The 20,121-nt window shown below is 60.6% G+C and carries 21 protein-coding genes; 13 read left to right on the forward strand and 8 right to left on the reverse strand.

From position 1 onward, the window contains the following. The first annotated feature begins 111 nt into the window (after positions 1 to 111). From J5M57_RS00770 to J5M57_RS00795, 6 genes are read left to right on the forward strand one after another with little or no spacing between them, the layout of a single operon-like run. Positions 112 to 3,030 carry a monovalent cation/H+ antiporter subunit A gene (locus J5M57_RS00770; protein ID WP_207849803.1) on the forward strand — a complete coding sequence of 973 codons (2,919 nt, stop codon included), beginning with the start codon at positions 112 to 114 and terminating at the stop codon, positions 3,028 to 3,030. Continuing rightward, positions 3,030 to 3,374 (forward strand): Na+/H+ antiporter subunit C, encoded by a 345-nt coding sequence (locus J5M57_RS00775; RefSeq protein WP_003225953.1) that lies wholly within the window; start codon positions 3,030 to 3,032, stop codon positions 3,372 to 3,374. The genes J5M57_RS00770 and J5M57_RS00775 overlap by 1 nt, the downstream gene beginning before the upstream one ends. After that, positions 3,371 to 5,050, forward strand: a complete 1,680-nt coding sequence (locus J5M57_RS00780) for a monovalent cation/H+ antiporter subunit D (protein ID WP_064587969.1) — start codon at positions 3,371 to 3,373, stop codon at positions 5,048 to 5,050. The genes J5M57_RS00775 and J5M57_RS00780 overlap by 4 nt, the downstream gene beginning before the upstream one ends. Further along, positions 5,047 to 5,535 (forward strand): Na+/H+ antiporter subunit E, encoded by a 489-nt coding sequence (locus J5M57_RS00785; protein WP_064587970.1) that lies wholly within the window; start codon positions 5,047 to 5,049, stop codon positions 5,533 to 5,535. Before J5M57_RS00780 ends, J5M57_RS00785 begins: the two co-directional genes overlap by 4 nt. After that, the gene (locus tag J5M57_RS00790; protein ID WP_007966917.1) at positions 5,532 to 5,810 is read left to right on the forward strand and encodes a K+/H+ antiporter subunit F; all 279 of its coding nucleotides are present in this window, start codon (positions 5,532 to 5,534) and stop codon (positions 5,808 to 5,810) included. Before J5M57_RS00785 ends, J5M57_RS00790 begins: the two co-directional genes overlap by 4 nt. Further along, positions 5,807 to 6,169, forward strand: a complete 363-nt coding sequence (locus J5M57_RS00795; protein WP_064587971.1) for a Na+/H+ antiporter subunit G — start codon at positions 5,807 to 5,809, stop codon at positions 6,167 to 6,169. Before J5M57_RS00790 ends, J5M57_RS00795 begins: the two co-directional genes overlap by 4 nt. Before the next feature lie 115 nt (positions 6,170 to 6,284). Here J5M57_RS00795 and J5M57_RS00800 read toward each other — a convergent pair whose 3' ends face one another. Further along, complete coding sequence (locus tag J5M57_RS00800; RefSeq protein WP_064587972.1) at positions 6,285 to 6,725, reverse strand: DUF3995 domain-containing protein; 441 nt, start codon at positions 6,723 to 6,725, stop codon at positions 6,285 to 6,287. A 93-nt stretch (positions 6,726 to 6,818) separates the two neighbouring features. Between J5M57_RS00800 and J5M57_RS00805 the strand changes: the two genes are divergently transcribed. Continuing rightward, positions 6,819 to 7,208 carry a DUF2946 domain-containing protein gene (locus J5M57_RS00805; RefSeq protein WP_207849804.1) on the forward strand — a complete coding sequence of 130 codons (390 nt, stop codon included), beginning with the start codon at positions 6,819 to 6,821 and terminating at the stop codon, positions 7,206 to 7,208. 93 nt (positions 7,209 to 7,301) lie between these two features. Next, on the forward strand, positions 7,302 to 9,434 hold the full coding sequence (locus J5M57_RS00810) for a TonB-dependent receptor (protein WP_207849805.1): 2,133 nt from the start codon (positions 7,302 to 7,304) through the stop codon (positions 9,432 to 9,434). A 156-nt stretch (positions 9,435 to 9,590) separates the two neighbouring features. On the opposite strand, the gene J5M57_RS00815 is transcribed toward J5M57_RS00810, so the two are convergent. The 3 genes from J5M57_RS00815 to J5M57_RS00825 all read right to left on the reverse strand — a co-directional run bounded on the left by J5M57_RS00815 (position 9,591) and on the right by J5M57_RS00825 (position 11,391). Next, on the reverse strand, positions 9,591 to 10,607 hold the full coding sequence (locus tag J5M57_RS00815; protein WP_207849806.1) for an ABC transporter substrate-binding protein: 1,017 nt from the start codon (positions 10,605 to 10,607) through the stop codon (positions 9,591 to 9,593). A gap of 128 nt (positions 10,608 to 10,735) precedes the next feature. After that, positions 10,736 to 10,945 carry a hypothetical protein gene (locus J5M57_RS00820; protein ID WP_229755015.1) on the reverse strand — a complete coding sequence of 70 codons (210 nt, stop codon included), beginning with the start codon at positions 10,943 to 10,945 and terminating at the stop codon, positions 10,736 to 10,738. Next, entirely contained in the window at positions 10,942 to 11,391 is a 450-nt protein-coding gene (locus J5M57_RS00825; RefSeq protein WP_169841369.1) for a hypothetical protein, read from the reverse strand. Before J5M57_RS00825 ends, J5M57_RS00820 begins: the two co-directional genes overlap by 4 nt. Positions 11,392 to 11,812: 421 nt before the next feature. On the opposite strand from J5M57_RS00825, the gene J5M57_RS28880 reads away from it, so the two are divergent. Then, a complete protein-coding gene (locus J5M57_RS28880; protein WP_243435276.1) occupies positions 11,813 to 12,088 on the forward strand; it encodes a hypothetical protein in 276 nt (91 codons plus the stop codon). A 46-nt stretch (positions 12,089 to 12,134) separates the two neighbouring features. Then, the gene (locus J5M57_RS00830) at positions 12,135 to 12,371 is read left to right on the forward strand and encodes a DUF2789 family protein (RefSeq protein WP_207849807.1); all 237 of its coding nucleotides are present in this window, start codon (positions 12,135 to 12,137) and stop codon (positions 12,369 to 12,371) included. Between the two features lie 6 nt (positions 12,372 to 12,377). Here the strand turns inward: J5M57_RS00830 and J5M57_RS00835 are convergent, their stop codons facing one another. The 3 genes from J5M57_RS00835 to J5M57_RS00845 form a co-directional block, all read right to left on the reverse strand. Beyond that, positions 12,378 to 12,581 carry a hypothetical protein gene (locus J5M57_RS00835; RefSeq protein ID WP_064587978.1) on the reverse strand — a complete coding sequence of 68 codons (204 nt, stop codon included), beginning with the start codon at positions 12,579 to 12,581 and terminating at the stop codon, positions 12,378 to 12,380. Between the two features lie 112 nt (positions 12,582 to 12,693). Next, positions 12,694 to 14,298 (reverse strand): methyl-accepting chemotaxis protein, encoded by a 1,605-nt coding sequence (locus J5M57_RS00840; RefSeq protein WP_169841367.1) that lies wholly within the window; start codon positions 14,296 to 14,298, stop codon positions 12,694 to 12,696. 246 nt (positions 14,299 to 14,544) lie between these two features. Beyond that, positions 14,545 to 14,949, reverse strand: a complete 405-nt coding sequence (locus J5M57_RS00845; RefSeq protein ID WP_003225981.1) for a TraR/DksA family transcriptional regulator — start codon at positions 14,947 to 14,949, stop codon at positions 14,545 to 14,547. A gap of 555 nt (positions 14,950 to 15,504) precedes the next feature. Between J5M57_RS00845 and J5M57_RS00850 the strand changes: the two genes are divergently transcribed. Continuing rightward, positions 15,505 to 16,416, forward strand: coding sequence for a MurR/RpiR family transcriptional regulator (locus J5M57_RS00850; protein WP_207849808.1), 912 nt, complete (start codon positions 15,505 to 15,507; stop codon positions 16,414 to 16,416). A gap of 49 nt (positions 16,417 to 16,465) precedes the next feature. Here the strand turns inward: J5M57_RS00850 and J5M57_RS00855 are convergent, their stop codons facing one another. After that, complete coding sequence (locus J5M57_RS00855) at positions 16,466 to 17,845, reverse strand: hypothetical protein (protein ID WP_207849809.1); 1,380 nt, start codon at positions 17,843 to 17,845, stop codon at positions 16,466 to 16,468. A 362-nt stretch (positions 17,846 to 18,207) separates the two neighbouring features. Here J5M57_RS00855 and J5M57_RS00860 point away from each other — a divergent pair, with 362 nt between their 5' ends. Beyond that, complete coding sequence (locus J5M57_RS00860; protein ID WP_207849810.1) at positions 18,208 to 18,813, forward strand: glutathione S-transferase; 606 nt, start codon at positions 18,208 to 18,210, stop codon at positions 18,811 to 18,813. Between the two features lie 2 nt (positions 18,814 to 18,815). After that, complete coding sequence (locus J5M57_RS00865; protein ID WP_207871949.1) at positions 18,816 to 19,925, forward strand: DNA alkylation repair protein; 1,110 nt, start codon at positions 18,816 to 18,818, stop codon at positions 19,923 to 19,925. Positions 19,926 to 20,121 lie beyond the last annotated feature (196 nt).

Here is a 20,121-nt window from a genome sequence, read left to right on the forward strand (position 1 = left end):
GCCAAACAGAAAATTCCAGACTACTTTGTAGGATTCTGAGACATCCTCGGGTTTGGTAATCAGGGAGCTGGCACGTATGATGCTTCACAAACTTCCGCAGATTAGAAGCCTATGTCCCTGATAGTTCTACTGCTTCTGCCATTCATTGGCAGCTGTCTGGCAGCGGTGCTGCCACACAACGCGCGTAATACCGAATCCCTGTTGGCAGGTCTGGTCGCTCTGATCGGCACCGTGCAGGTCGCGCTGTTGTATCCGCAAATCGCCCACGGCGGCGTGATCCGCGAAGAATTCATGTGGCTGCCCAGCCTGGGGTTGAACTTCGTCCTGCGCATGGACGGCTTCGCCTGGCTGTTCTCGCTGCTGGTCCTCGGCATCGGCACCCTGGTTTCTTTATATGCCCGTTACTACATGTCGCCGGACGACCCGGTGCCGCGTTTCTTCGCCTTCTTCCTGGCGTTCATGGGCGCGATGCTCGGCCTGGTGATCTCCGGCAATCTGATCCAGATCGTGTTCTTCTGGGAGCTGACCAGCCTCTTCTCGTTCCTGTTGATCGGCTACTGGCACCATCGCGCCGATGCCCGGCGTGGCGCGTACATGGCGTTGATGGTCACCGGGGCCGGCGGATTGTGCCTGCTGGCGGGGGTCATGATCCTCGGCCATGTCGTCGGCAGCTATGACCTGGACAAGGTCCTGGCCGCCGGCGATCTGATTCGTGCACATGCCCTCTACCCCATCCTGCTTCCCCTCATTCTCATCGGCGCCCTCAGTAAAAGCGCCCAGTTCCCTTTCCACTTCTGGCTCCCGCACGCCATGGCGGCGCCGACTCCGGTTTCGGCTTATCTGCACTCGGCGACCATGGTCAAGGCCGGGGTCTTTCTCTTGGCACGTCTGTGGCCGTCGCTGGCCGGCAGTGAAGAATGGTTCTACATCGTCAGCGGCGCCGGCGCGTGCACGCTGTTGCTCGGCGCGTATTGCGCGATGTTCCAGAACGACCTCAAGGGTTTGCTGGCCTACTCGACCATCAGCCATCTGGGCCTGATCACCCTGCTGCTAGGCCTGAACAGCCCGCTGGCGGCGGTCGCAGCAGTGTTCCACATCCTCAACCACGCGACCTTCAAAGCCTCGCTGTTCATGGCCGCAGGCATCATCGACCACGAAAGCGGCACCCGCGATATCCGCAAGCTCAGTGGCCTGATCAAACTGATACCGTTCACCGCGACGCTGGCGATGGTGGCAAGTGCCTCGATGGCCGGCGTGCCGCTGCTCAACGGTTTCCTGTCGAAAGAAATGTTCTTTGCCGAAACCGTGTTCATCAACGCCACCGCGTGGGTCGAAGCGGCGCTGCCGATTGTCGCGACCATCGCCGGTACGTTCAGCGTGGCCTACTCGCTGCGCTTCACGGTTGATGTGTTTTTCGGCCCGACAGCCACCGACCTGCCGCACACCCCGCACGAGCCACCGCGCTGGATGCGTGCGCCGGTGGAGCTGCTGGTGTTCACCTGTCTGGTCGTCGGGATCTTCCCGGCGCAAGTGGTCGGCCCGCTGCTCGCAGCCGCCGCGCTGCCGGTGGTGGGTGGCACGCTGCCGGAGTACAGCCTGGCGATCTGGCACGGTCTCAACGCACCGATGATCATGAGCCTGATCGCCATGTCCGGCGGCATCGTGGTCTATCTGCTGCTGCGCAACCAGCTCAAACGTGGACGCTTCAAATACCCGCCGCTGGTGGGCCGCTTCAACGGCAAGCGCCTGTTCGAGCGCAGTCTGGTGGTAATGATGCGTCTGGCCCGCCGGGTAGAACGCCGACTCGGCACCCGGCGCCTGCAGATGCAATTGTTCCTGATGGTGCTGGCGGCGGTGCTCGCCGGGCTGATCCCGATGCTGCACAGCAGCCTTAGCTGGGGCGACCGGCCGAAGATTCCGGGCTCCATCGTGTTCGTCACCCTGTGGCTGCTGGCGATTGCCTGCGCCCTCGGCGCCGCGTGGCAGGCCAAGTACCACCGTCTCGCCGCCCTGACCATGGTCAGCGTCTGCGGCCTGATGACCTGCGTGACCTTTGTCTGGTTCTCGGCACCGGACCTGGCGCTGACGCAACTGGCCGTGGAAGTGGTCACCACCGTGCTGATCCTGCTCGGTCTGCGCTGGCTGCCGCGACGCATCGAAGAAGTCTCGCCACTGCCAAGCAGCCTGCGCAAGGCACGCATCCGCCGTCTGCGCGACCTGCTGCTGTCGATTGCCGTCGGCGCCGGCATGGCGCTGCTGTCCTACGCGATGCTGACGCGACAGACACCCAACGACATCTCCTCGTTCTACCTCAGTCGTGCCATGCCCGAGGGCGGTGGCAGCAACGTGGTCAACGTGATGCTGGTGGACTTCCGCGGCTTCGACACCCTCGGTGAAATCACCGTGCTGGTGGCTGTGGCGCTGACCGTGTTCGCGCTGCTGCGACGCTTCCGCCCGCCGAAAGAAAGCCTGCAACTGCCGGCCCAGCAACGTCTGCTCGCGCCGGACGTGGTCACCGATCTGGTCAACCCACGGACCGCCAGCGATACCGCACTCGGTTTCATGATGGTGCCGGCGGTGCTGGTGCGCCTGCTGCTGCCGGTCGCGCTGGTGGTCTCGTTCTACCTGTTCATGCGCGGCCACAACCAGCCGGGCGGTGGTTTTGTCGCCGGGCTGGTGATGTCGGTGGCGTTCATCCTGCAATACATGGTCGCCGGGACGCAGTGGGTCGAGGCGCAAATGAGCCTGCGACCATTGCGCTGGATGGGCACCGGTCTGCTGTTCGCCACGGCGACCGGCCTCGGCGCGATGGCGGTCGGTTATCCGTTCCTGACCACCCACACCTGGCATTTCGAGTTGCCGTTGCTGGGCGATATCCACATCGCCAGCGCGCTGTTCTTCGATATCGGCGTGTACGCCGTGGTGGTCGGCTCGACGCTGCTGATCCTGACCGCCCTCGCTCACCAATCGGTGCGTGGTCACAAGACCGCGTCGCTGCCCAAGTCCGTCGCCAGCAAAGGAGCCGTCTGATGGAAGAAGTCATCGCAATCGCCATCGGCGTGCTCGCCGCGTCCGGCGTCTGGCTGGTGTTGCGGCCACGGACGTTCCAGGTGGTCATGGGCCTGTGCCTGCTGTCCTACGCGGTCAACCTGTTCATCTTCAGCATGGGCAGCCTGTTCATCGGTAAAGAACCGGTGATCAAGGACGGCGTGACCCAAGACCTGCTGCACTACACCGATCCACTGCCGCAGGCCCTTGTGCTGACGGCCATCGTCATCAGTTTTGCCATGACCGCGCTGTTCCTGGTGGTGCTGCTGGCGTCGCGGGGCCTGACCGGTACCGACCACGTCGACGGCCGGGAGCCTAAGGAATGATGGCGATGACCCACTTGATCGCCGCACCGATCCTGCTGCCGCTGCTGACCGCCGCCATCATGTTGATGCTCGGCGAGAAGCACCGGCCGCTGAAGGCGAAAATCAACCTGTTCTCCAGCCTCGTCGGCCTGTTCATTTCGGTGATGCTGCTGCAGTGGACGCAAACCACCGGCGTGCCCGGCTCCATCGGCGTGTACCTGCCGGGCAACTGGCAGGCGCCGTTCGGCATCGTGCTGGTGGTCGATCGCCTGTCGGCATTGATGCTGGTGCTGACCGGCGTCATCGGTGTCAGCGCCCTGCTCTTCGCCATGGCCCGTTGGGACGGCGCGGGTTCAAGCTTCCACGCGCTGTTCCAGATTCAGCTGATGGGCCTTTACGGCGCGTTCCTCACCGCCGACCTGTTCAACCTGTTCGTGTTCTTCGAAGTGCTGCTCGCCGCCTCCTATGGCCTGTTGCTGCACGGCTCGGGGCGGGCACGGGTGTCGTCGGGGCTGCATTACATTTCGATCAACCTGCTGGCCTCGTCGTTGTTCCTGATTGGCGCGGCGCTGATCTACGGCGTCACCGGCACCCTGAACATGGCCGATCTGGCGCTGAAGATTCCGCTGGTGCCGGAAGCTGATCGTGGCTTGCTGCACGCCGGCGCGGGGATTCTCGCGGTGGCGTTCCTGGCCAAGGCCGGCATGTGGCCGCTGAACTTCTGGCTGGTGCCGGCCTACTCCTCGGCCAGTGCGCCGGTGGCGGCAATGTTCGCGATCATGACCAAGGTCGGCGTCTACACCCTGCTGCGTTTGTGGACGCTGCTGTTCTCCGGGCAGGCCGGGGCTTCGGCGTTCTTCGGTGGCGACTGGCTGATCTACGGCGGCATGGCGACCATGGCGTGCGCGGCGCTGGCGATTCTCGCCGCGCAACGTCTGGAGCGCATGGCCAGCCTGAGCATCCTGGTGTCGGCGGGGATTCTGCTGTCCGCCGTCGGTTTCGCCCAGCCGAACCTGATTGGCGCGGCGCTGTTCTACCTGGTCAGCTCGACATTGGCACTGAGCGCGCTGTTCCTGCTGGCCGAGTTGATCGAGCGCTCGCGTTCGGCCAACGAAATTCCGCTGGAAGACGAAAGCGAACTGTTGCCGCGCCCGCAGGAATCACTGCAACCCCCCAAGGGCATCAACCTCGACGACGAGCAGAAAGCCGTGGTCGGTCAGGTCATCCCGTGGACCATGGCATTTCTTGGCCTGAGCTTTATTGCCTGCGCGCTGCTGATCATCGGCATGCCGCCACTGTCCGGCTTCATCGGCAAGCTAAGCCTGATCGGCGCCCTGCTCAATCCATTGGGGCTGGGCACAGAGGCCCCGATCTCGAACGCCGCCTGGGCGTTGCTGGCGCTGTTGATCCTGTCGGGGCTGGCCTCGCTGATGGCGTTTGCGCGCATGGGCGTCCAGCGCTTCTGGACGCCGGAGGAGCGGCCTTCGCCGTTGCTGCGCAAACTCGAATGCGCGCCGATCTTCCTGCTGCTGGGGCTGAGCATCGCCCTGACCTTCAAGGCCGAGCCGCTGCTGCGTTACACCCAGGCCACGGCCGACGCGCTGAATAATCCGCAGCAATACGTGATGGCCGTGCTCGGCACCCGTGCCGTGCCAAGCCCGGAAGCCAAGGCCGCGATGCTGGAGGTGCAGCCATGAAGCGCGTGTTTCCGGCTCCGCTGCTGTCACTGGCGCTGTGGGTTTTGTGGCTGACGCTGAACCTCTCCGTCAGCCCGGGCAACTTGCTGCTCGGCGCGATTCTGGGGTTCGCCGCACCGTTGATGATGCGCAAGCTGCGCCCGAAACAGGTGCGCATCCGTCGCCCGCTGACGATCCTGCGCCTGTTCCTGCTGGTGGGGCGTGACGTGGTGATGTCCAACCTGATCGTCGCCTGGGGCGTGCTCAACGCCGGGCGTCGCCCACCGCGCTCGCGCTTCGTCAAAGTGCCGCTGGACCTGCGCGATGCCCACGGCCTGGCCGCACTGGCGATGATCTGCACCGTGGTGCCCGGCACCGTGTGGTCTGAGCTGGCGCTGGATCGCAGCATCCTGCTGCTGCACGTCTGGGATCTGGATGACGAGGCGCACTTCATCCACCACTTCAAGACGGCCTACGAGCAGCCGTTGATGGAGATCTTCGAATGAGCCCGTTGCTGTCGAACGCGATTCTGCTGACGCTGTTCCTGTTTTCGCTGGCGATGGTCCTGACCCTGATCCGCCTGTTCAAGGGACCGTCAGCGCAGGACCGGGTACTCGCCCTGGACTACCTGTACATCATCGCCATGTTGATGATGCTGACCTTGGGCATCCGATATTCCAGTGATACCTATTTCGAGGCGGCGCTGCTGATCGCGCTGTTCGGCTTCGTCGGCTCGTTTGCCTTGGCGAAATTCCTGCTGCGTGGCGAGGTGATCGAATGAATGCTGAATTGTCGCTGTGGGTCGAGATTCCGGTGGCGATCCTGCTGGTGCTCAGCGGCGTGTTTGCGCTGATTGGCGCGATCGGATTGCTGCGCATGAAGGACTACTTCCAGCGCATGCACCCGCCGGCACTGGCGTCGACGCTGGGCGCATGGTGCGTGGCGCTGGCGTCGATCATTTGTTTCTCGGCCTTGAAATCGGGGCCGGTGCTGCACGCCTGGCTGATCCCGATTCTGCTGGCGATTACCGTGCCGGTGACCACCCTGCTGCTGGCGCGGGCGGCGTTGTTCCGCAAGCGCATGGCCGGGGATGATGTGCCGGCTGAGGTCAGTAGCCGCCGCACCGAGAGCGGTAGCTGAAGACTTAGGTTGCCTGGACAGGCGCTATCGCGAGCAGGCTCACTCCTACAGAAGAACGCATTCCAAATGTAGGAGTGAGCCTGCTCGCGATAGCAATCTCCAGATCAATCAAACCTCAGACCCAGGCCACCGCCAACAACCCCGCCCCCAACACCAGACACAACGGCGAATACACCCAGGTATCCAGCCGCGCAAACCGTGAATCCTTCACTTCCTTGAAAAACCCCACCAGATGCGAATCGCCAATCGCCCGGGCAAACATCACCAGCGCAATCGCGCTGATCACCCATTGCAGCCAGCCGTCATGCACCGCCGGCATTCCCCAGCCGACGCGCATGCACACCAACCCGGCAATCACCAGCAACCCGGCCGCCACCAGCAACGTGATCCAGCCTGACGGCTTGAACGCTGGCCGCACTGTCGCGACCAAACCGCGCACCGGAATCTGCGGCACTGCCGCCACCGCTGCCCATTGTCCACCCAACGCCCAATACACATGCACCAGGGCGATCACTGCAAAAATCGTCACCAGCCATTGAGCCATCACAAAGGTCATGGTTGAAATCCTTTCAAGGGATTTGAACAAATCATCCTAGTCGGCTTTTTTTGAAGTGCACGACCGATCAGCGGTACGGTAAAGTGCCGCCCCATGAAATTCTCCCGTTCCGATCGCTCACTGCTGGCCTGGATGCTTTATTGCTGCGTCCTGTTCAACGTGTTCGCCTGCAGCATCGGTCACGGGCAAATGGTCGGGATGCAACTCAACGGCATCGGCGGCCAGTTCTGTACGGTCGATCCGGCCACTCAAGCGCCGCTGACCAGCAACCCCACCGAAGAAAAACTGCCGACCCTGTCCAAGGCGTTCGGCTGTCCGCTGTGTTCGGTCGGCGGCGGCATGGGCCCGGCGTTCAACTCCAGTTTGACCCTGGCGGTGCTGCCGGAACAACACAGCCCGCCGCTGGCGCCCATCGTCAGCGCCGACCTCCCTGCCCGCTTCATCTGGCCTTCGGCCAATCCTCGCGCCCCGCCGCTTGCCTGAGTGTCTTTGCCTTTTTTGATTGTTCAGCCCACTGCGCCAACGCGCGGCGTTCGCCTGTGCGCTGACTCCTAGACAAGCATTCAGGATTCAACGATGAAACATATTCCTCTGCTGGCAAGCCTGTGCGGCTGCCTGTCCCTTAACGCCTGGGCGCAATCCACCGTGGACCTGGCGCCGATCACCATCGACGGCGAATCCGGCAGCGAGCCGGGATTGAGCCTCGACCAGTCCAGCGGCATGGCCTCGCGCCTTGGCCTTAGCGTGCGCGATACGCCCGCCTCGGTGGCCATCGCCAACCGCAACGACATCGAACGCCACGGCGCGCAGAACTTCCAGGACGCCGCCAACACCCTGCCCGGGGTCAATGCCAGCGCACCGCCGGGCTTTGGCGGATTCGTCTCCTATCGCGGCTTCACCAGCAGCCAGATCACCCAGATGTTCAACGGCATCAACGTCTCCGGCGGCCTCGCGCGCCCGGTGGATGCGTGGATCTATGATCGGGTGGAACTGCTCGGCGGTCCGTCGTCACTGGTCAACGGCGCAGGTTCGGTGGGCGGCTCGCTGAACTACGTGACCAAACTGGCGACCCGCGACGAGCAAGCCGTCGAGGGGCGTGTCAGCTACGGCACCTACGACACCACCGAAACCGCGTTCGGCCTCAACCATGCGCTGACCGACCCAAGCGCCGACGTGCAGCACTACGCGCGCCTCGACGTCAGTAACAACACCAGCAACGGCTACATCGACCGCCAGGAACGCGATGCCTGGAGCGTGGCGTTCTCGCTGCTCAGCGACCTCACGCCGGACCTGTCGCACACCCTGGCCCTGGAGTATCAGGACGAACACGAAGACAGCCCGTACTGGGGCACGCCGGTGCTCAATCCCAAGGCCGGCGAGTTGAAGATCGACAAACACAATCGCTTCAACAACTACAACGTCGAAGACGGGCGCTATGAGCAGCGCACGATCTGGGTACGCTCGATCATCGACTACCGAATCAACGACAACACCACCCTGCGCAACACGCTGTATCACCTCGACAGCCAGCGCGACTACCGCAACCTCGAGACCTATCAGTACAACGCCGACAACAGCGCGGTGAACCGCTCAACCGCGTATCAGGTACGGCATCAGGGCGAGCAGAACGGCAACCAGTTCGAACTGCGTCACGACAACACGTTTTTCGGGCTCGACACGACCTGGTCCGGTGGCTTCGAATACAAGGTCAACCAGACCACCAACTCGCCGCTGAACATCAAAGGCGCAAGCACGGTCGATCCGAACCACTACCGGCCGGGGCATTTCTACGACATTCCCGGCACCAACCCGGCGCTGATCAGCGACAAGACCAACGAGGTCACGACCAAGGCACTGTTCGTGGAAAACCGCCTGGCCCTGACCGACAAACTGGCGCTGCTGACCGGCCTGCGTTACGACGACATCGACCTCGACGTGACTAACCACCGCACCGTGACGGCGACCAATCCCAAACACCTCAAGCGCAGTTGGGAGCCGGTCACCGGACGTGTCGGCTTGACCTACCAGTTCATCCCGTCGGCCAACGTCTACGTGCAATACAGCACCGCCGCCGAACAACCGAACGGCACTCAGGACTTCGACGTGTCGACCGGCAAGCAATGGGAAATCGGTAGCAAGTTCGATTACCTCAACGGCCGCGGCTCGGCGACGGTGGCGGCGTACACCATTGAACGCAAGGACTTCGCCGTGACCGATCCGCTGGACCCCACCAGCAGCATTCCGGTGGGCCAGCAGACCTCCAAAGGCATCGAGATCGCCAGCTCCCTGCGCATCACCGACAATCTGTTGGCCGAAGGCAACTTCGCCTGGGTCGATGCGAAATACGACGATTTCACCGAAAAGAATGCCGCTGGCGTGGTGGTGTCGCGCAAGGGCAACACGCCAACCAACGTCCCGGACCGGGTGGGCAACCTGTGGCTGACTTATGATTTTTCGCCGCAATGGCAAGGTGGGGTCGATGCGCGGTATGTGGCGTCGGTGTATGCCGACACGGCGAACACCATGACCGTCCCGTCGTACACACTGTTCGGCAGTTTCCTCAGCTACAAGGTCGACTCACACACCACCGTCACAGGCCGGGTGCGCAACCTGACCAATGAGGTGTATGCCGAGTTTGCGCATGTGTCGCCGGCTTATTACCTGGGTACGCCGCGCACCTTTGAACTAGCGGTGCAGACTCGATTCTGAGTCGACATTTAACCTGTGGCGAGGGAGCTTGCTCCCGCCGGGTTGCGAAGCAGCCCCAAGATCGGTTGATGCGGTTATCCAGTAAACCGTATCAGCCGAGATGGCGACTGCTTCGCAGCCGAGCGGGAGCAAGCTCCCTCGCCACAGATGCGCCGCTTATTTCAGTTCGGCCGCGACCTTGTCCGCGACATCCTTCGGCAGCCACGCCTGCCACACCTCTGGATGCGCCTTCATGAACGCTTCTGCGGCCTCCCGTGGCGCGGTGTGTTTTTCGCTCATCTCGGCCAACGCCTTGTTCAGCGGCGCAATCGGGAAATCCACTTTGCTGAAGAACTCGGTAATCTGCGGATACTGCTTCTGGAACGGCGTAGACACCCCGATCGACAGTTTCGAGGCCAGTGAACGGGTCGGCTTCGGATTGGGATTGTCGGCATCGGTCAGGGTCTTCCACGCCTCGGCATCAAACGGTGGCTCTTCCAGCTGCACCAGTTTGAATTTGCCCAGCAGCGGCGTCGGCGACCAGTAATAGAACAGCACCGGTTTGCCCCGGCGGATCGAAGAGCTGATCTCGGCATCCAGCGCCGCACCGGAACCACTGCGGAAGTTGGTGTAGTCATCCTGCAGGCCGTAGGCGGTCAGTTTCTGTTTGTTCACCACTTCCGAGGTCCAGCCGATCGGGCTGTTGAGGAACCGGCCCTTGCTCGGGCTTTCCGGGTCCTTGAACACATCCTTGTATTTCTTCAGGTCAGTGACGCTGCGCAAATCCGGCGCCAGCGGCTTGATGCCCTTGGCCGGATCGCCCTTGATCACGTATTCCGGCACCCACCAGCCTTCAGTGGCGCCCTTGACCGTGTCGCCGAGACTGACAACCTTGCCCTCTGCCTCGGCCTTGACCCACACCGGACTGCGCCCGGCCCACTCTTCGCCAATGACCTGGATGTCATTGTTGGCCAGCGCGGTCTCAAGCGTGATGGTAGTGCCAGGCAACGTATCGGTCGGCAGCCCGTAACCCTTCTCGACGATGATCCTCAGAACATCGGTGATCAGGCTGCCGCTTTCCCAGTTCAGGTCGGCGAAATGGATGGGCGCCTGTGCCGCCGCTGCCGGCTGCGCGGCCGTCAGCACACTGAACGAGACCACGCTGGCGGCCAATAGCCGTCGAATTCCTTTCATGCTTTGCACCTCGTGCTGTTCACAGCAATAGCAGGATGGCCCGGCAGAAGACCGCAAGCCTCTGAATACTCAGTCAACTGACTGTAGCCGAGGTTCCTGCTTTTTCCGGGAGCATGCTGCCGACGAGGTTACGTTTCAGACTTTTCCTGCAAGCTTTGCAGCTCGCGTCTGACCATGCTGGCGTATGCCGCAGGCCGCAAACTGTAGATCTGCGCGCCGACCCAATTCAGCCAGGCGCCCTGCAACCCGGCTTTGGCGTTGAACAGGCGCAAGGCCTCCTCACGCGCGCGCTCGAGGTTCTGCGAATGGAAGTCAGCGCGGCTCAAGCCACCGGTCATTCGCTGGCCTTGAACGTGACCAGTTCGCCCTTGCGCCATTTCGCCGCTTTGCCGGTGACGGCTTTCAGGGTCTTGGTCAGGCCTTCCTGCAATTGCTGATGCGCGGCAAATACCGTCACCACGCTGTGGCCTTCCTTGAACAGAATCGCGTGACCATCGGCCGTTTCGACAAAAGCGTAATCGCCCAGGCCGTACACCGTCAGTTTGATCTCGCGAAAGCGGATATCCATCTTGCCGCCTTCACGGCTGGGCAGGACCGAGGCGCTGAAATGATCGCCAACCTTGAGCTTGAGCCCCGGTTTGTCATCGACCACCAAGGCGCTTTCGGTGTCGATCTCGGCCACGTAAATGCCTTCGGCGTTCTGTTCGGTGATGTAAACAAAACGCGATTGGAACAACTTGACCAGCTTTGCACGCAAATCACCCAGCACGAACAAAGCATGCATATCGAGATTACTGACTGCCAAAGAAACATCCCCACATCTGAAAAGTACCCTGCGCCAAACGCGCACGGCAAAAAAACGGCCAGGCCGGTGCTGTTACCGAATGACTCCAGTAAACCTGAATCAAGCAGAACGCCCATTCATCGCGAGCTCGCAAGACTACTGGAAAGTAGCGCGAGAAACTTGCCCCGACGTTCGCCAGACCTTGAAGGAAAAATCTTCACCTAAGCGTAGTGAAGACTGACTACAAACTTTAGGGAAAAGGCTGACGAAAAAAAGCCCTTTTCCGACATATCGCCCGCAAAAAATTGCTTTAGATAGACACCTGTCGCCAGCAGGCACTGGCGATTCTAGAGCAGCGATGCTCCTTACGACTACCCGAACCGACCAGTAAACGTCGGCCAACTCATGAAAAGGACTTCATATGTGCACTCTGACTCACTTTGTCCGGCCTTCCAGCACTCGCATCGACGCGCCTTTCGTGTTGCACGGTGGCGCTATACCGGAACTTGCGCAATACCCACAAAACGCCAAAACCCCACGCTTTCAGGTCGTCCCGGCGGGTAATGCGTTCTTTCATATCAAGGAATCATCGACCGGGCGTGTAAGAGGTTTCCGCGAAGATCATAACGAAGCCTGCGCTCTCGCCCGTTCGCTTGAATCACAAATCGAACTCTTGCCTAGCGGCTGCCTCAGATAAAGGGCGAGCGACAGCGCCATTCCGGCACACGCAAAAGGAGTACACGATGGAACTGCCTGCATATGATCTGAAAACCCTGTTCGACCAACTGGGACTGCCTTCGGAAGGCAGTGCGATCGACGACTTCATCGAAAAGCATCCGCTGGACGCCAATACCAAACTGATCGATGCCGACTTCTGGTCGCCGCAACAGGCGCAACTGCTGAAGGAATGGCTGCGCGCCGACGGTGAAGAAGCCGGGATGGTCGATGAGTTGAACGTGCGCCTGCACGACGGAAGTTAAGCAATGTCAGTGCAGGCTGTCGCCCGGCTCGGCTTTCAGTTGTTCGAGCCAGGCAGCCTTGCACTCCTCCGCCTCGACGCGACTGGCGAACGCGGTGCCGCGACGCTCACCGTTGAGCAACACGACCCAGCACACGCTCTGCCCCATCGCGCGCAGTCCGGCGGGCACGCCACTGCCAATCATCACCGCGACATCGACTCTGCTCTGCATGCTGACCTCTCAATTTCATTAGCTACCTAACTAGTTGCCATGTTAATGAGTTCGCCACAGCGGAAACAGCAACGCTCGTGTACAGATTCATTGCGCCAGCGGTAACAATCGATCAGCGCGCAGCCTCCGGCTTATAACCCAGCCGCAGCCCGCCCCAATGCCGGCCCTTGACCATGATCGGCACCGACAGATCATGCATCAGCTCCCCGGTGTCGCGGGTGTAAGTCTGCAACAGCACCGCTTGCTGATGACTGCCGCAGCGGATGCCGGTGCGGTCAGCGAACTTGCGTTTGGTGCGGTTGCCCACGGCGTCGACCTGCTGGTCACCGGTCAGCGGCTGACTGAACGCCAGGTTATGCGTCGGCACATAGCCCTGCTGCGTGCAGGCGATGGCGAACACCAAACCTTCATGGCGTGGCAGCAACGGCTCCTGAATCGCTGGCAGCACCTGATCGGTATAACGGTCAAATCGGGTTTGAAACTTCGCCGGTTGCGTCCCGGGTATCGGCTGATACTGGCGGTCGAACAGATCCTCAAGGCTGATTCGTCCCTGTTCGACATCCGCCTCGAACCGCGCCGCAATCTGACTCGCGCCCTCACGCGCCAGGTCGTAGACCCGCTGGTGATAGTCATCCAGACCGACTTCGGCCAGACGCTCGCTGATGGTTTCCGCCTGGCCTTCCATCTGCACGGCAGCCTCGGCCAGGCGGCGAGTCTGTTGATCGCTGATCGCCAGATCACTGCGCATCTGCTCGATCGCCTTGAACAGGCTGTCGAGTTGCTCACGATTGGTTTCCGCGCCCCGGGCAATTTCGCCAACCTGACCTTCCACCCCAGCGGCCAGACGGGCAATGTTTTCCAGGTGCTGACCGGTGTTTTCCACCTGCTCGACGCCGGTTTGCAGATCGCTGGACAGCTCGCGGATCTGCTCCACCACTTGTGCCGTGCGCTGCTGAATATCGGCGACCATCTCGCCGACTTCGCCAGTCGCCGACGCCGTGCGCGCTGCCAGACCACGCACTTCATCCGCCACCACGGCAAATCCGCGACCATGCTCGCCCGCCCGCGCCGCTTCAATCGCGGCGTTGAGGGCCAGCAGATTGGTCTGGCTGGCGATGGACTGAATCACCAGCGTCACCCGTTGAATGTCGTCACTGCGCAGGCTCAGCGCTTCGATCAGCTCACGGCTGGCGTTGGCGCGCTGGCTGAGCTGGTGCATGCGCGCAATCGAATCCACCAGCTCGGTGCGCCCCGCCGCGCTGCTGTGATGCGCTTCACTGGCGGCGGCCAACGCTTCACGGCTGAGCTGCGAGGTGGCGTGTTCGGTGGCGATCATCACTTCGGCGTTGCTGACAATCTGCGCCGCCGCATCGAGTTGCGATTCAAGCTTGCTGGCCAGTTGCTTGACGGAAAACGCCACGCCCGCGGCTGACAGCGCGTTATGACTGGTGGTGTAGGAAAGATCGCGAGTGAGCTCGGAAATCGCGCTGCCGGTGTCGACCGGTGCAGCATCGGCGACGGCGCGGGAACGCAGGCGTGGCAGCCAGACAATCAGCACCGCCAGCGGCAGGCAGATATACAACGACCACTCACCCAGCGTCATGCCGACAAGCAACAGCATCAGGGCGATGCTTTGCAAAGTCGGAGCGATCCAGCGGTTCTTCGGCAACAGCACTGGTGCGGGCAGAGCCCCAACCAGAGATCCATCTCTCGTCATATCAACACCCCACGCTTGTTCTCATTGTTGTGACTGCATTAAACGCCACTAGAACGCCATTATCCATGGTCCGTTAGTCGTGGAGTTTGCAGCAGGTCAATGGAAGCGCTCGGGAATAGTGCAGACGAGCAAAAGCAAAGATCGCAGCCTTCGGCAGCGCCTACAGTGGTTCACGAAAAACCATGTGGTGCTGTCGAAGGCTGCGATCTTTTGCAGGCGCCCCCCATTCAGGGGACAGCCATGGAATCAGGCCTGACGCTGGTGCTTGTCGATCTGCTCGTGACGCTCTTGAGCTTCGATGCAGTACTTGGTGGTCGGGCTGATCAGCAGGCGCTTCAGGCCGATGGCCTCGCCGCTGTCGTCGCACCAGCCAAAGCTGTCTTCCTTGATGCGCTCAAGGGCTTGTTCCAGTTGCGGCAGCATGCGCTGGTCGCGATCGATCGCGTTGACCAGCCAAGTGCGCTCTTCTTCAACCGAAGCCGCGTCCGCCGGGTCGGCCGGGGTGTCCAGGCTTTCGATGGCGATACGGTTTTGCTCAATGCGCTCGTGGGTTTCGACTTTCATGTTCTGCAGCAGCTCAGTGAAGAAAGCGTGCTGCTCGGCATTCATGTAGTCATCTGCCGGCATAGCCAGCAACTTGTCCTTTGTCATTGATATCTCTATAAAAAAACGTGCATTAAGGCGAATTAGGGAGCGTTCCGGCGAACCGTGTCCGGTCGACGAAAAGGCATCGTTTATTGCAAACGCCACCCGGCACTCAATTTACGAAGGGGCGGCAGTCTAAGGCCCGTTTGAGGCCTCAGCAACTGTAAATACTGGGAATTTGTCCGACAACACCCGTAAACAGCTCTGACACAGGCGCCGTGGCGGTCATCGGAGTGCGTTTATAGCAAGAAATTCAGTCGAGCGGCTGTATATAGAAGACAAACGGCTAACCGAGCGGCAGTTGGTTGCATTTTTTTCAGCCATGCCGCCCGCGCAGTGCATCGTTTCAGCTGCGCAGACGCCGAAAATCTCCCCTGCCAACTGTCCGCACCCCGCCTATCATCAGGCACACCGTACATCACTGTGGCGAGGGAGCTTGCTCCCGCTGGGTCGCGAAGCGGCCCCCAATTATTGGGCCTGCTGCGCAGTCCAGCGGGACGGTGCGACGATTCGACAAGCTCCCTCGCCACAGTGTGATTTGATCAGCCCAAAGGATAACTTATGCCCCGCCCCGATCTGCCGGCCAACGACGAGCGCCCCCTCGCCAGCCCCCCGATCAATGCCGAGCGTCTGCTGCAACTGATCACCGACGAATACGACAGCCTGCCGCGCCAACTCAAGCGCATCGCCAGCTACATGAGCCAGCAAAGCGACCGGATCATGGTCGACCGCATCAGCGACATCGCCCGGGAATGCGAGGTGCATCCGTCCGCCATCGTGCGCTTCTCGCAGCGCTTCGGTTTCAGTGGCTTCAGCGAAATGCAGGCGCTGTTCCGCACCGCCTACACCCACAAAGCCTCGCCGGTGCAGAACTACCAGCAACGCATCCGCAGCATGATCGCCAACCAGTCGCAGCACGCCAGCGACGGCGACCTCGCACGGGAATGCATCGACGCGACCCGTTCCGGCATCGAACGCCTGGGCCGCGAACTCGACGACATCGCGTTTGAAAAAGCCGTCGACCTGATCGTCAACGCCGACAACCTCTATGTCGTCGGCGTGCGCCGCTCCTTCGCCGTCGCCGACTACCTCGTTTACAACTTGCAACACACTCAAAAGCGTATTCATCTGGTTTCGGGGCTGGGCGGCAGTTATCGCGAGCAGATGCGCAGCGTGCGTAGCGGAGATCTGGTGATCGCCATCAGCTTCACCCCCTACGCCAAGGAAACCCAACACTGTCTGCGCTACGCCCGCCAGCAACAGGCCAACACCCTGGTCATCACCGACAGCCACCTCTCACCACTGGCGAGGAACGCCAACAGCCTGCTGCTGGTGAACGAAGGCAGCGCGCTGGCGTTTCGTTCGCTGAGTGCGACGTTGTGTTTGTGTCAGGCGTTGTTTGTGGCGGTGGCGTATCGGCTGGAACTGAATGTGGATGAGATTCACGAGCAGGCGGGGTTTGACGATGAGTGAGCGGGTTTGGAGTGTGCGCACTCCAGACCCGTTCATGTCCGACTCCGCGTCAACGTTGAGCTGGTGGCTGAGGGACAACCGCAGGTGCATCCAGATCGAGGTTCGGAAAACTTTCAAGCCGAATATTTCTATTCAATGGCACCGGGGAAGAAATCAGAACCGGTTTAGTACCACCACTTGCCACCACCGCTTGCGATCCGGGAAATGACTCAAGACTGAAGTTGATACCGCGGTAGCCGATCGCTACGGGACGGGCAAACGCTTGGCGAAGTGTTACGCCCATCGCGGACGACTTGACGACCGATCCCGTGACCCCGGGCAAACTGGGAGCCACCTGACTTACTTGCTGGCGTAACTGCGAGTTGACCTTCTCAAGTTCGGCCTGCAACCGGTCAATTTCCAATTGCTTGCCTGGCGTCACGGGCGGCGTTACCGGTTTATCTTCAGGCTTTGGTAAATCCGGCTTTGTCGCATCTGCTACCTTGGTGACCTTATCGGTTTTGGTTTGTACCTTGCCCGCGCTCTCGCCCGGCGATTCCGCCCCCTCGCTATCCGCACCCGCTTCGGAAGAGCCACCGGACGGCTTACGCAACTTGAGCAGTTGCGCTTCAAGACTCTTTTTCTTATCACTCAAGTCGACCATCGCCAGAGTCAGCGCCGAAAACGCAGCACTCATCCCATCTTGCGAAGACACCGTTACATCGATCGCACGGGCAAGATAAACATCGGTGACGAACACAAGAATGGGATCCGAGGCATCCGACTGTCTGGCTCGAGAGGCCTGCAAGGCGGTCGCAGCATCACGCATTCTTTTGCGATCGGCCACGTTGTAGCGCACGGGCGCCTCCTGATCAAAACGGCGCCTGGCCTCCAGATAAGTGACACCGTAGGTTTCCGCCGCCGGGATCGAATAAGAAACGTTGTATTGCGACCGACGACCAAACCCGAACAATGCACCAATCGCACTACTGGTGACGTTCACCCCAACATCACTTTCCGCCAGAGAGGCGAATGTAAACCCGGGGAATGCCACCTGGCTGTTAACCACCCTGTCCCGCACCATCAAAGGCAAGACTTTGCGGGTCTTTACAGTGCCGTTGCCCGTACCATCGTCGTAAGTGTCGCTCGACTCAAACATCACAGTTGGCGCAGACCGGTACAACTCTTCGCTCATATCGATGTGGTCCACCCGCACCGAACCCAACACATAATCCGCCGTTTTGATCTTCTTGCCCGCTTCGACCGCTCGCGCGATGAACACATCACCCACTTCAAATTGCGCACGCGGCGGGTAGATCGCCTGGATGCCAAGTTGCTCGGTGTTGGTCGTCCAATTTTCCGCGACCACACCGGGTGTCGGTTTTGAACTGCCACATCCTGCTAACCCCGCACCCACCAGACACAAAACCAAATGTTTGGAAACTTTCATGCAATGACCCTCCCTTGAGTTTCGATAGCACGAGCTGCGGCAGTGGATGCGCACAGGTCGGCGCCTCAACGATCTAGGGTTCGTGGACTGCAAGGGAGTAATACAAACGAGTACTGCGTCAGAGGGCCTGAGCTCGTTTAACTGTTCCATCCCTGGTCGGTGCTGGCAATTTGACTATAGGCCTGCCAAAACACCTCGCAAGGTCAGTGAAAGCCTTTATTTTCGGGTGTTTCACCGATGTAACAGTTTCTGTTTCACAGGCATTACAAACGCCAAAAATTTTCTTCACGGTAGTCAACCAACAACTTTTCCCGCTACATTCGACCTCCAACACAGGTCGTGATCTGCCAAAGGAGTTGCACATGAAACTGATCGGAATGCTCGACTCACCCTACGTGCGCCGCGTAGCGATCTCCGCCAAACGTCTTGGCATCGACCTCGAACACCAGTCAGTCTCGGTGTTCCGCCACTTCGAGCAATTCCAGCAGATCAACCCGGTGGTCAAGGCGCCCACGCTGATCCTCGATGACGGCGTGGTCCTGATGGACTCCACCCTCATCCTTGACTACCTGGAAGCCGTCAGCGGCAAAAGCCTGCTGCCCGCCGACCTCAAACAACGCGCCCACGCCCTGCGCCTGATCGGCCTCAGCCTCGCCGCCTGCGAAAAAGCCGTGCAGCTCTATTACGAACGCAACCTGCGCCCGGCCGACGTTCAATACCAACCGTGGGTCGAGCGCGTCGAAGGCCAACTCGCCGCCGCCTTCACCGCCCTCGAACAGGAACTGGAAAAAACCGGCCTGCCCACCGACGGCACCCTCACCCAGGCCGGCATCAGCCTCGCCGTCGCCTGGAGCTTCACCGACCTCGTCGTCCCCGACCAGATCGACACCCGCCGCTACCCGCACATCGCCCAATACACCGCCTACGCCGAAACCCTCGAAGCGTTCGTCAGCACCCCGATGACCTGACCATGAGCACCACCGACACCGCCGCCCCGGCGCTAAAGGAAATCTTCAACGTCGAGCGCCTGCAACACATCGCCACCGAGATGAGCGCCGTGTACCCGGCGTTCAAGGCCAAGGCGTTTCTCAAGCACGCCAACCAAGGGCTGGCGGAATTGTCGGTGATGCAACGCATGGCCCGCGTCAGCGAAAGCCTGCACGCCGTGCTGCCACTGGACTACGAAGATTCCCTCGAAGTCCTGCGCGAACTCGCCCCCCGCCTCAACAGCGGATTCGTCAGCATGTGCCTGCCGCACTACGTCGCCAGCTACGGCAGCCACGCCTTCGACACCTCGATGCAAGCGCTGAAATACTTCACCACCTTCGGCTCCTCCGAATTCGCCATCCGCCACTTCCTGCGCAGCGACCTCGAACGCTCGCTGGAACTCATGCACGACTGGACCCAAGACGAAAACCACCACGTCCGCCGCCTCGCCAGCGAAGGCACCCGCCCGCGCCTGCCCTGGTCATTTCGCCTGGAAGCCGTGCAAGCCAACCCGCAACTGGCCGCCGGCATCCTCGACCGATTGAAAGCCGACGAGAGTTTGTACGTGCGCAAGTCCGTGGCGAATCATCTGAATGACGTGACCAAGGAGCATCCGGAGTGGGTGCTGGACACGATTGAAGGATGGTCGCTGGAGAACAAACACACAGCGTGGATTGCCAAGCATGCGTTGCGCAGTTTGATCAAACAGGGAGATATCCGCGCGCTGACGGTGATCGGTGCGGGGGCCAAGGCTGAGGTTGAGTTATTGGACGTGCGGGTTGAGCCGGCGGTGGTGAGGTTGGGGGAAGCGATTACGTTGTCGTTTACGGTGAAGTCGACGGTGGCGCATGAACAGCGGTTGGTGATTGATTATGCGATTGACTATGTGAAGGCGAACGGCGGGGTTTCGGGGAAGGTTTTCAAGTTGAAGACGGTGGTATTGGCGGGGTTTGGGGAGGTGGTTGTGGGGCGGCGGCAGGTGATTAAGGATTTTACGACGCGGAGGCATTTTGTGGGGCGGCATGGGGTGAGGGTTATGGTTAATGGGGAGGGTTTGGGGAGTGCTGCGTTTGAGATCGTCACTGATATATGACAATCCCAATAGATTCCTTTGATCTGGCATTACTCGGACTGATAGGGAATTACGGATGGGGCTGCTTTCGGCCAAAAGCAGACACTCAAATCGTCTACTACACTGGGGGGGATTTAAAACCTGCACGCCCTAATGCAAAGCGGCCACTGGCTTGATGTATTTCGGAGATACAGCTTGTTATAGATTTCAAAAATCA

The organism is Pseudomonas sp. 86_A, assembly GCF_017491705.1.
In the GTDB taxonomy this organism is placed as follows: domain Bacteria; phylum Pseudomonadota; class Gammaproteobacteria; order Pseudomonadales; family Pseudomonadaceae; genus Aquipseudomonas; species Aquipseudomonas koreensis.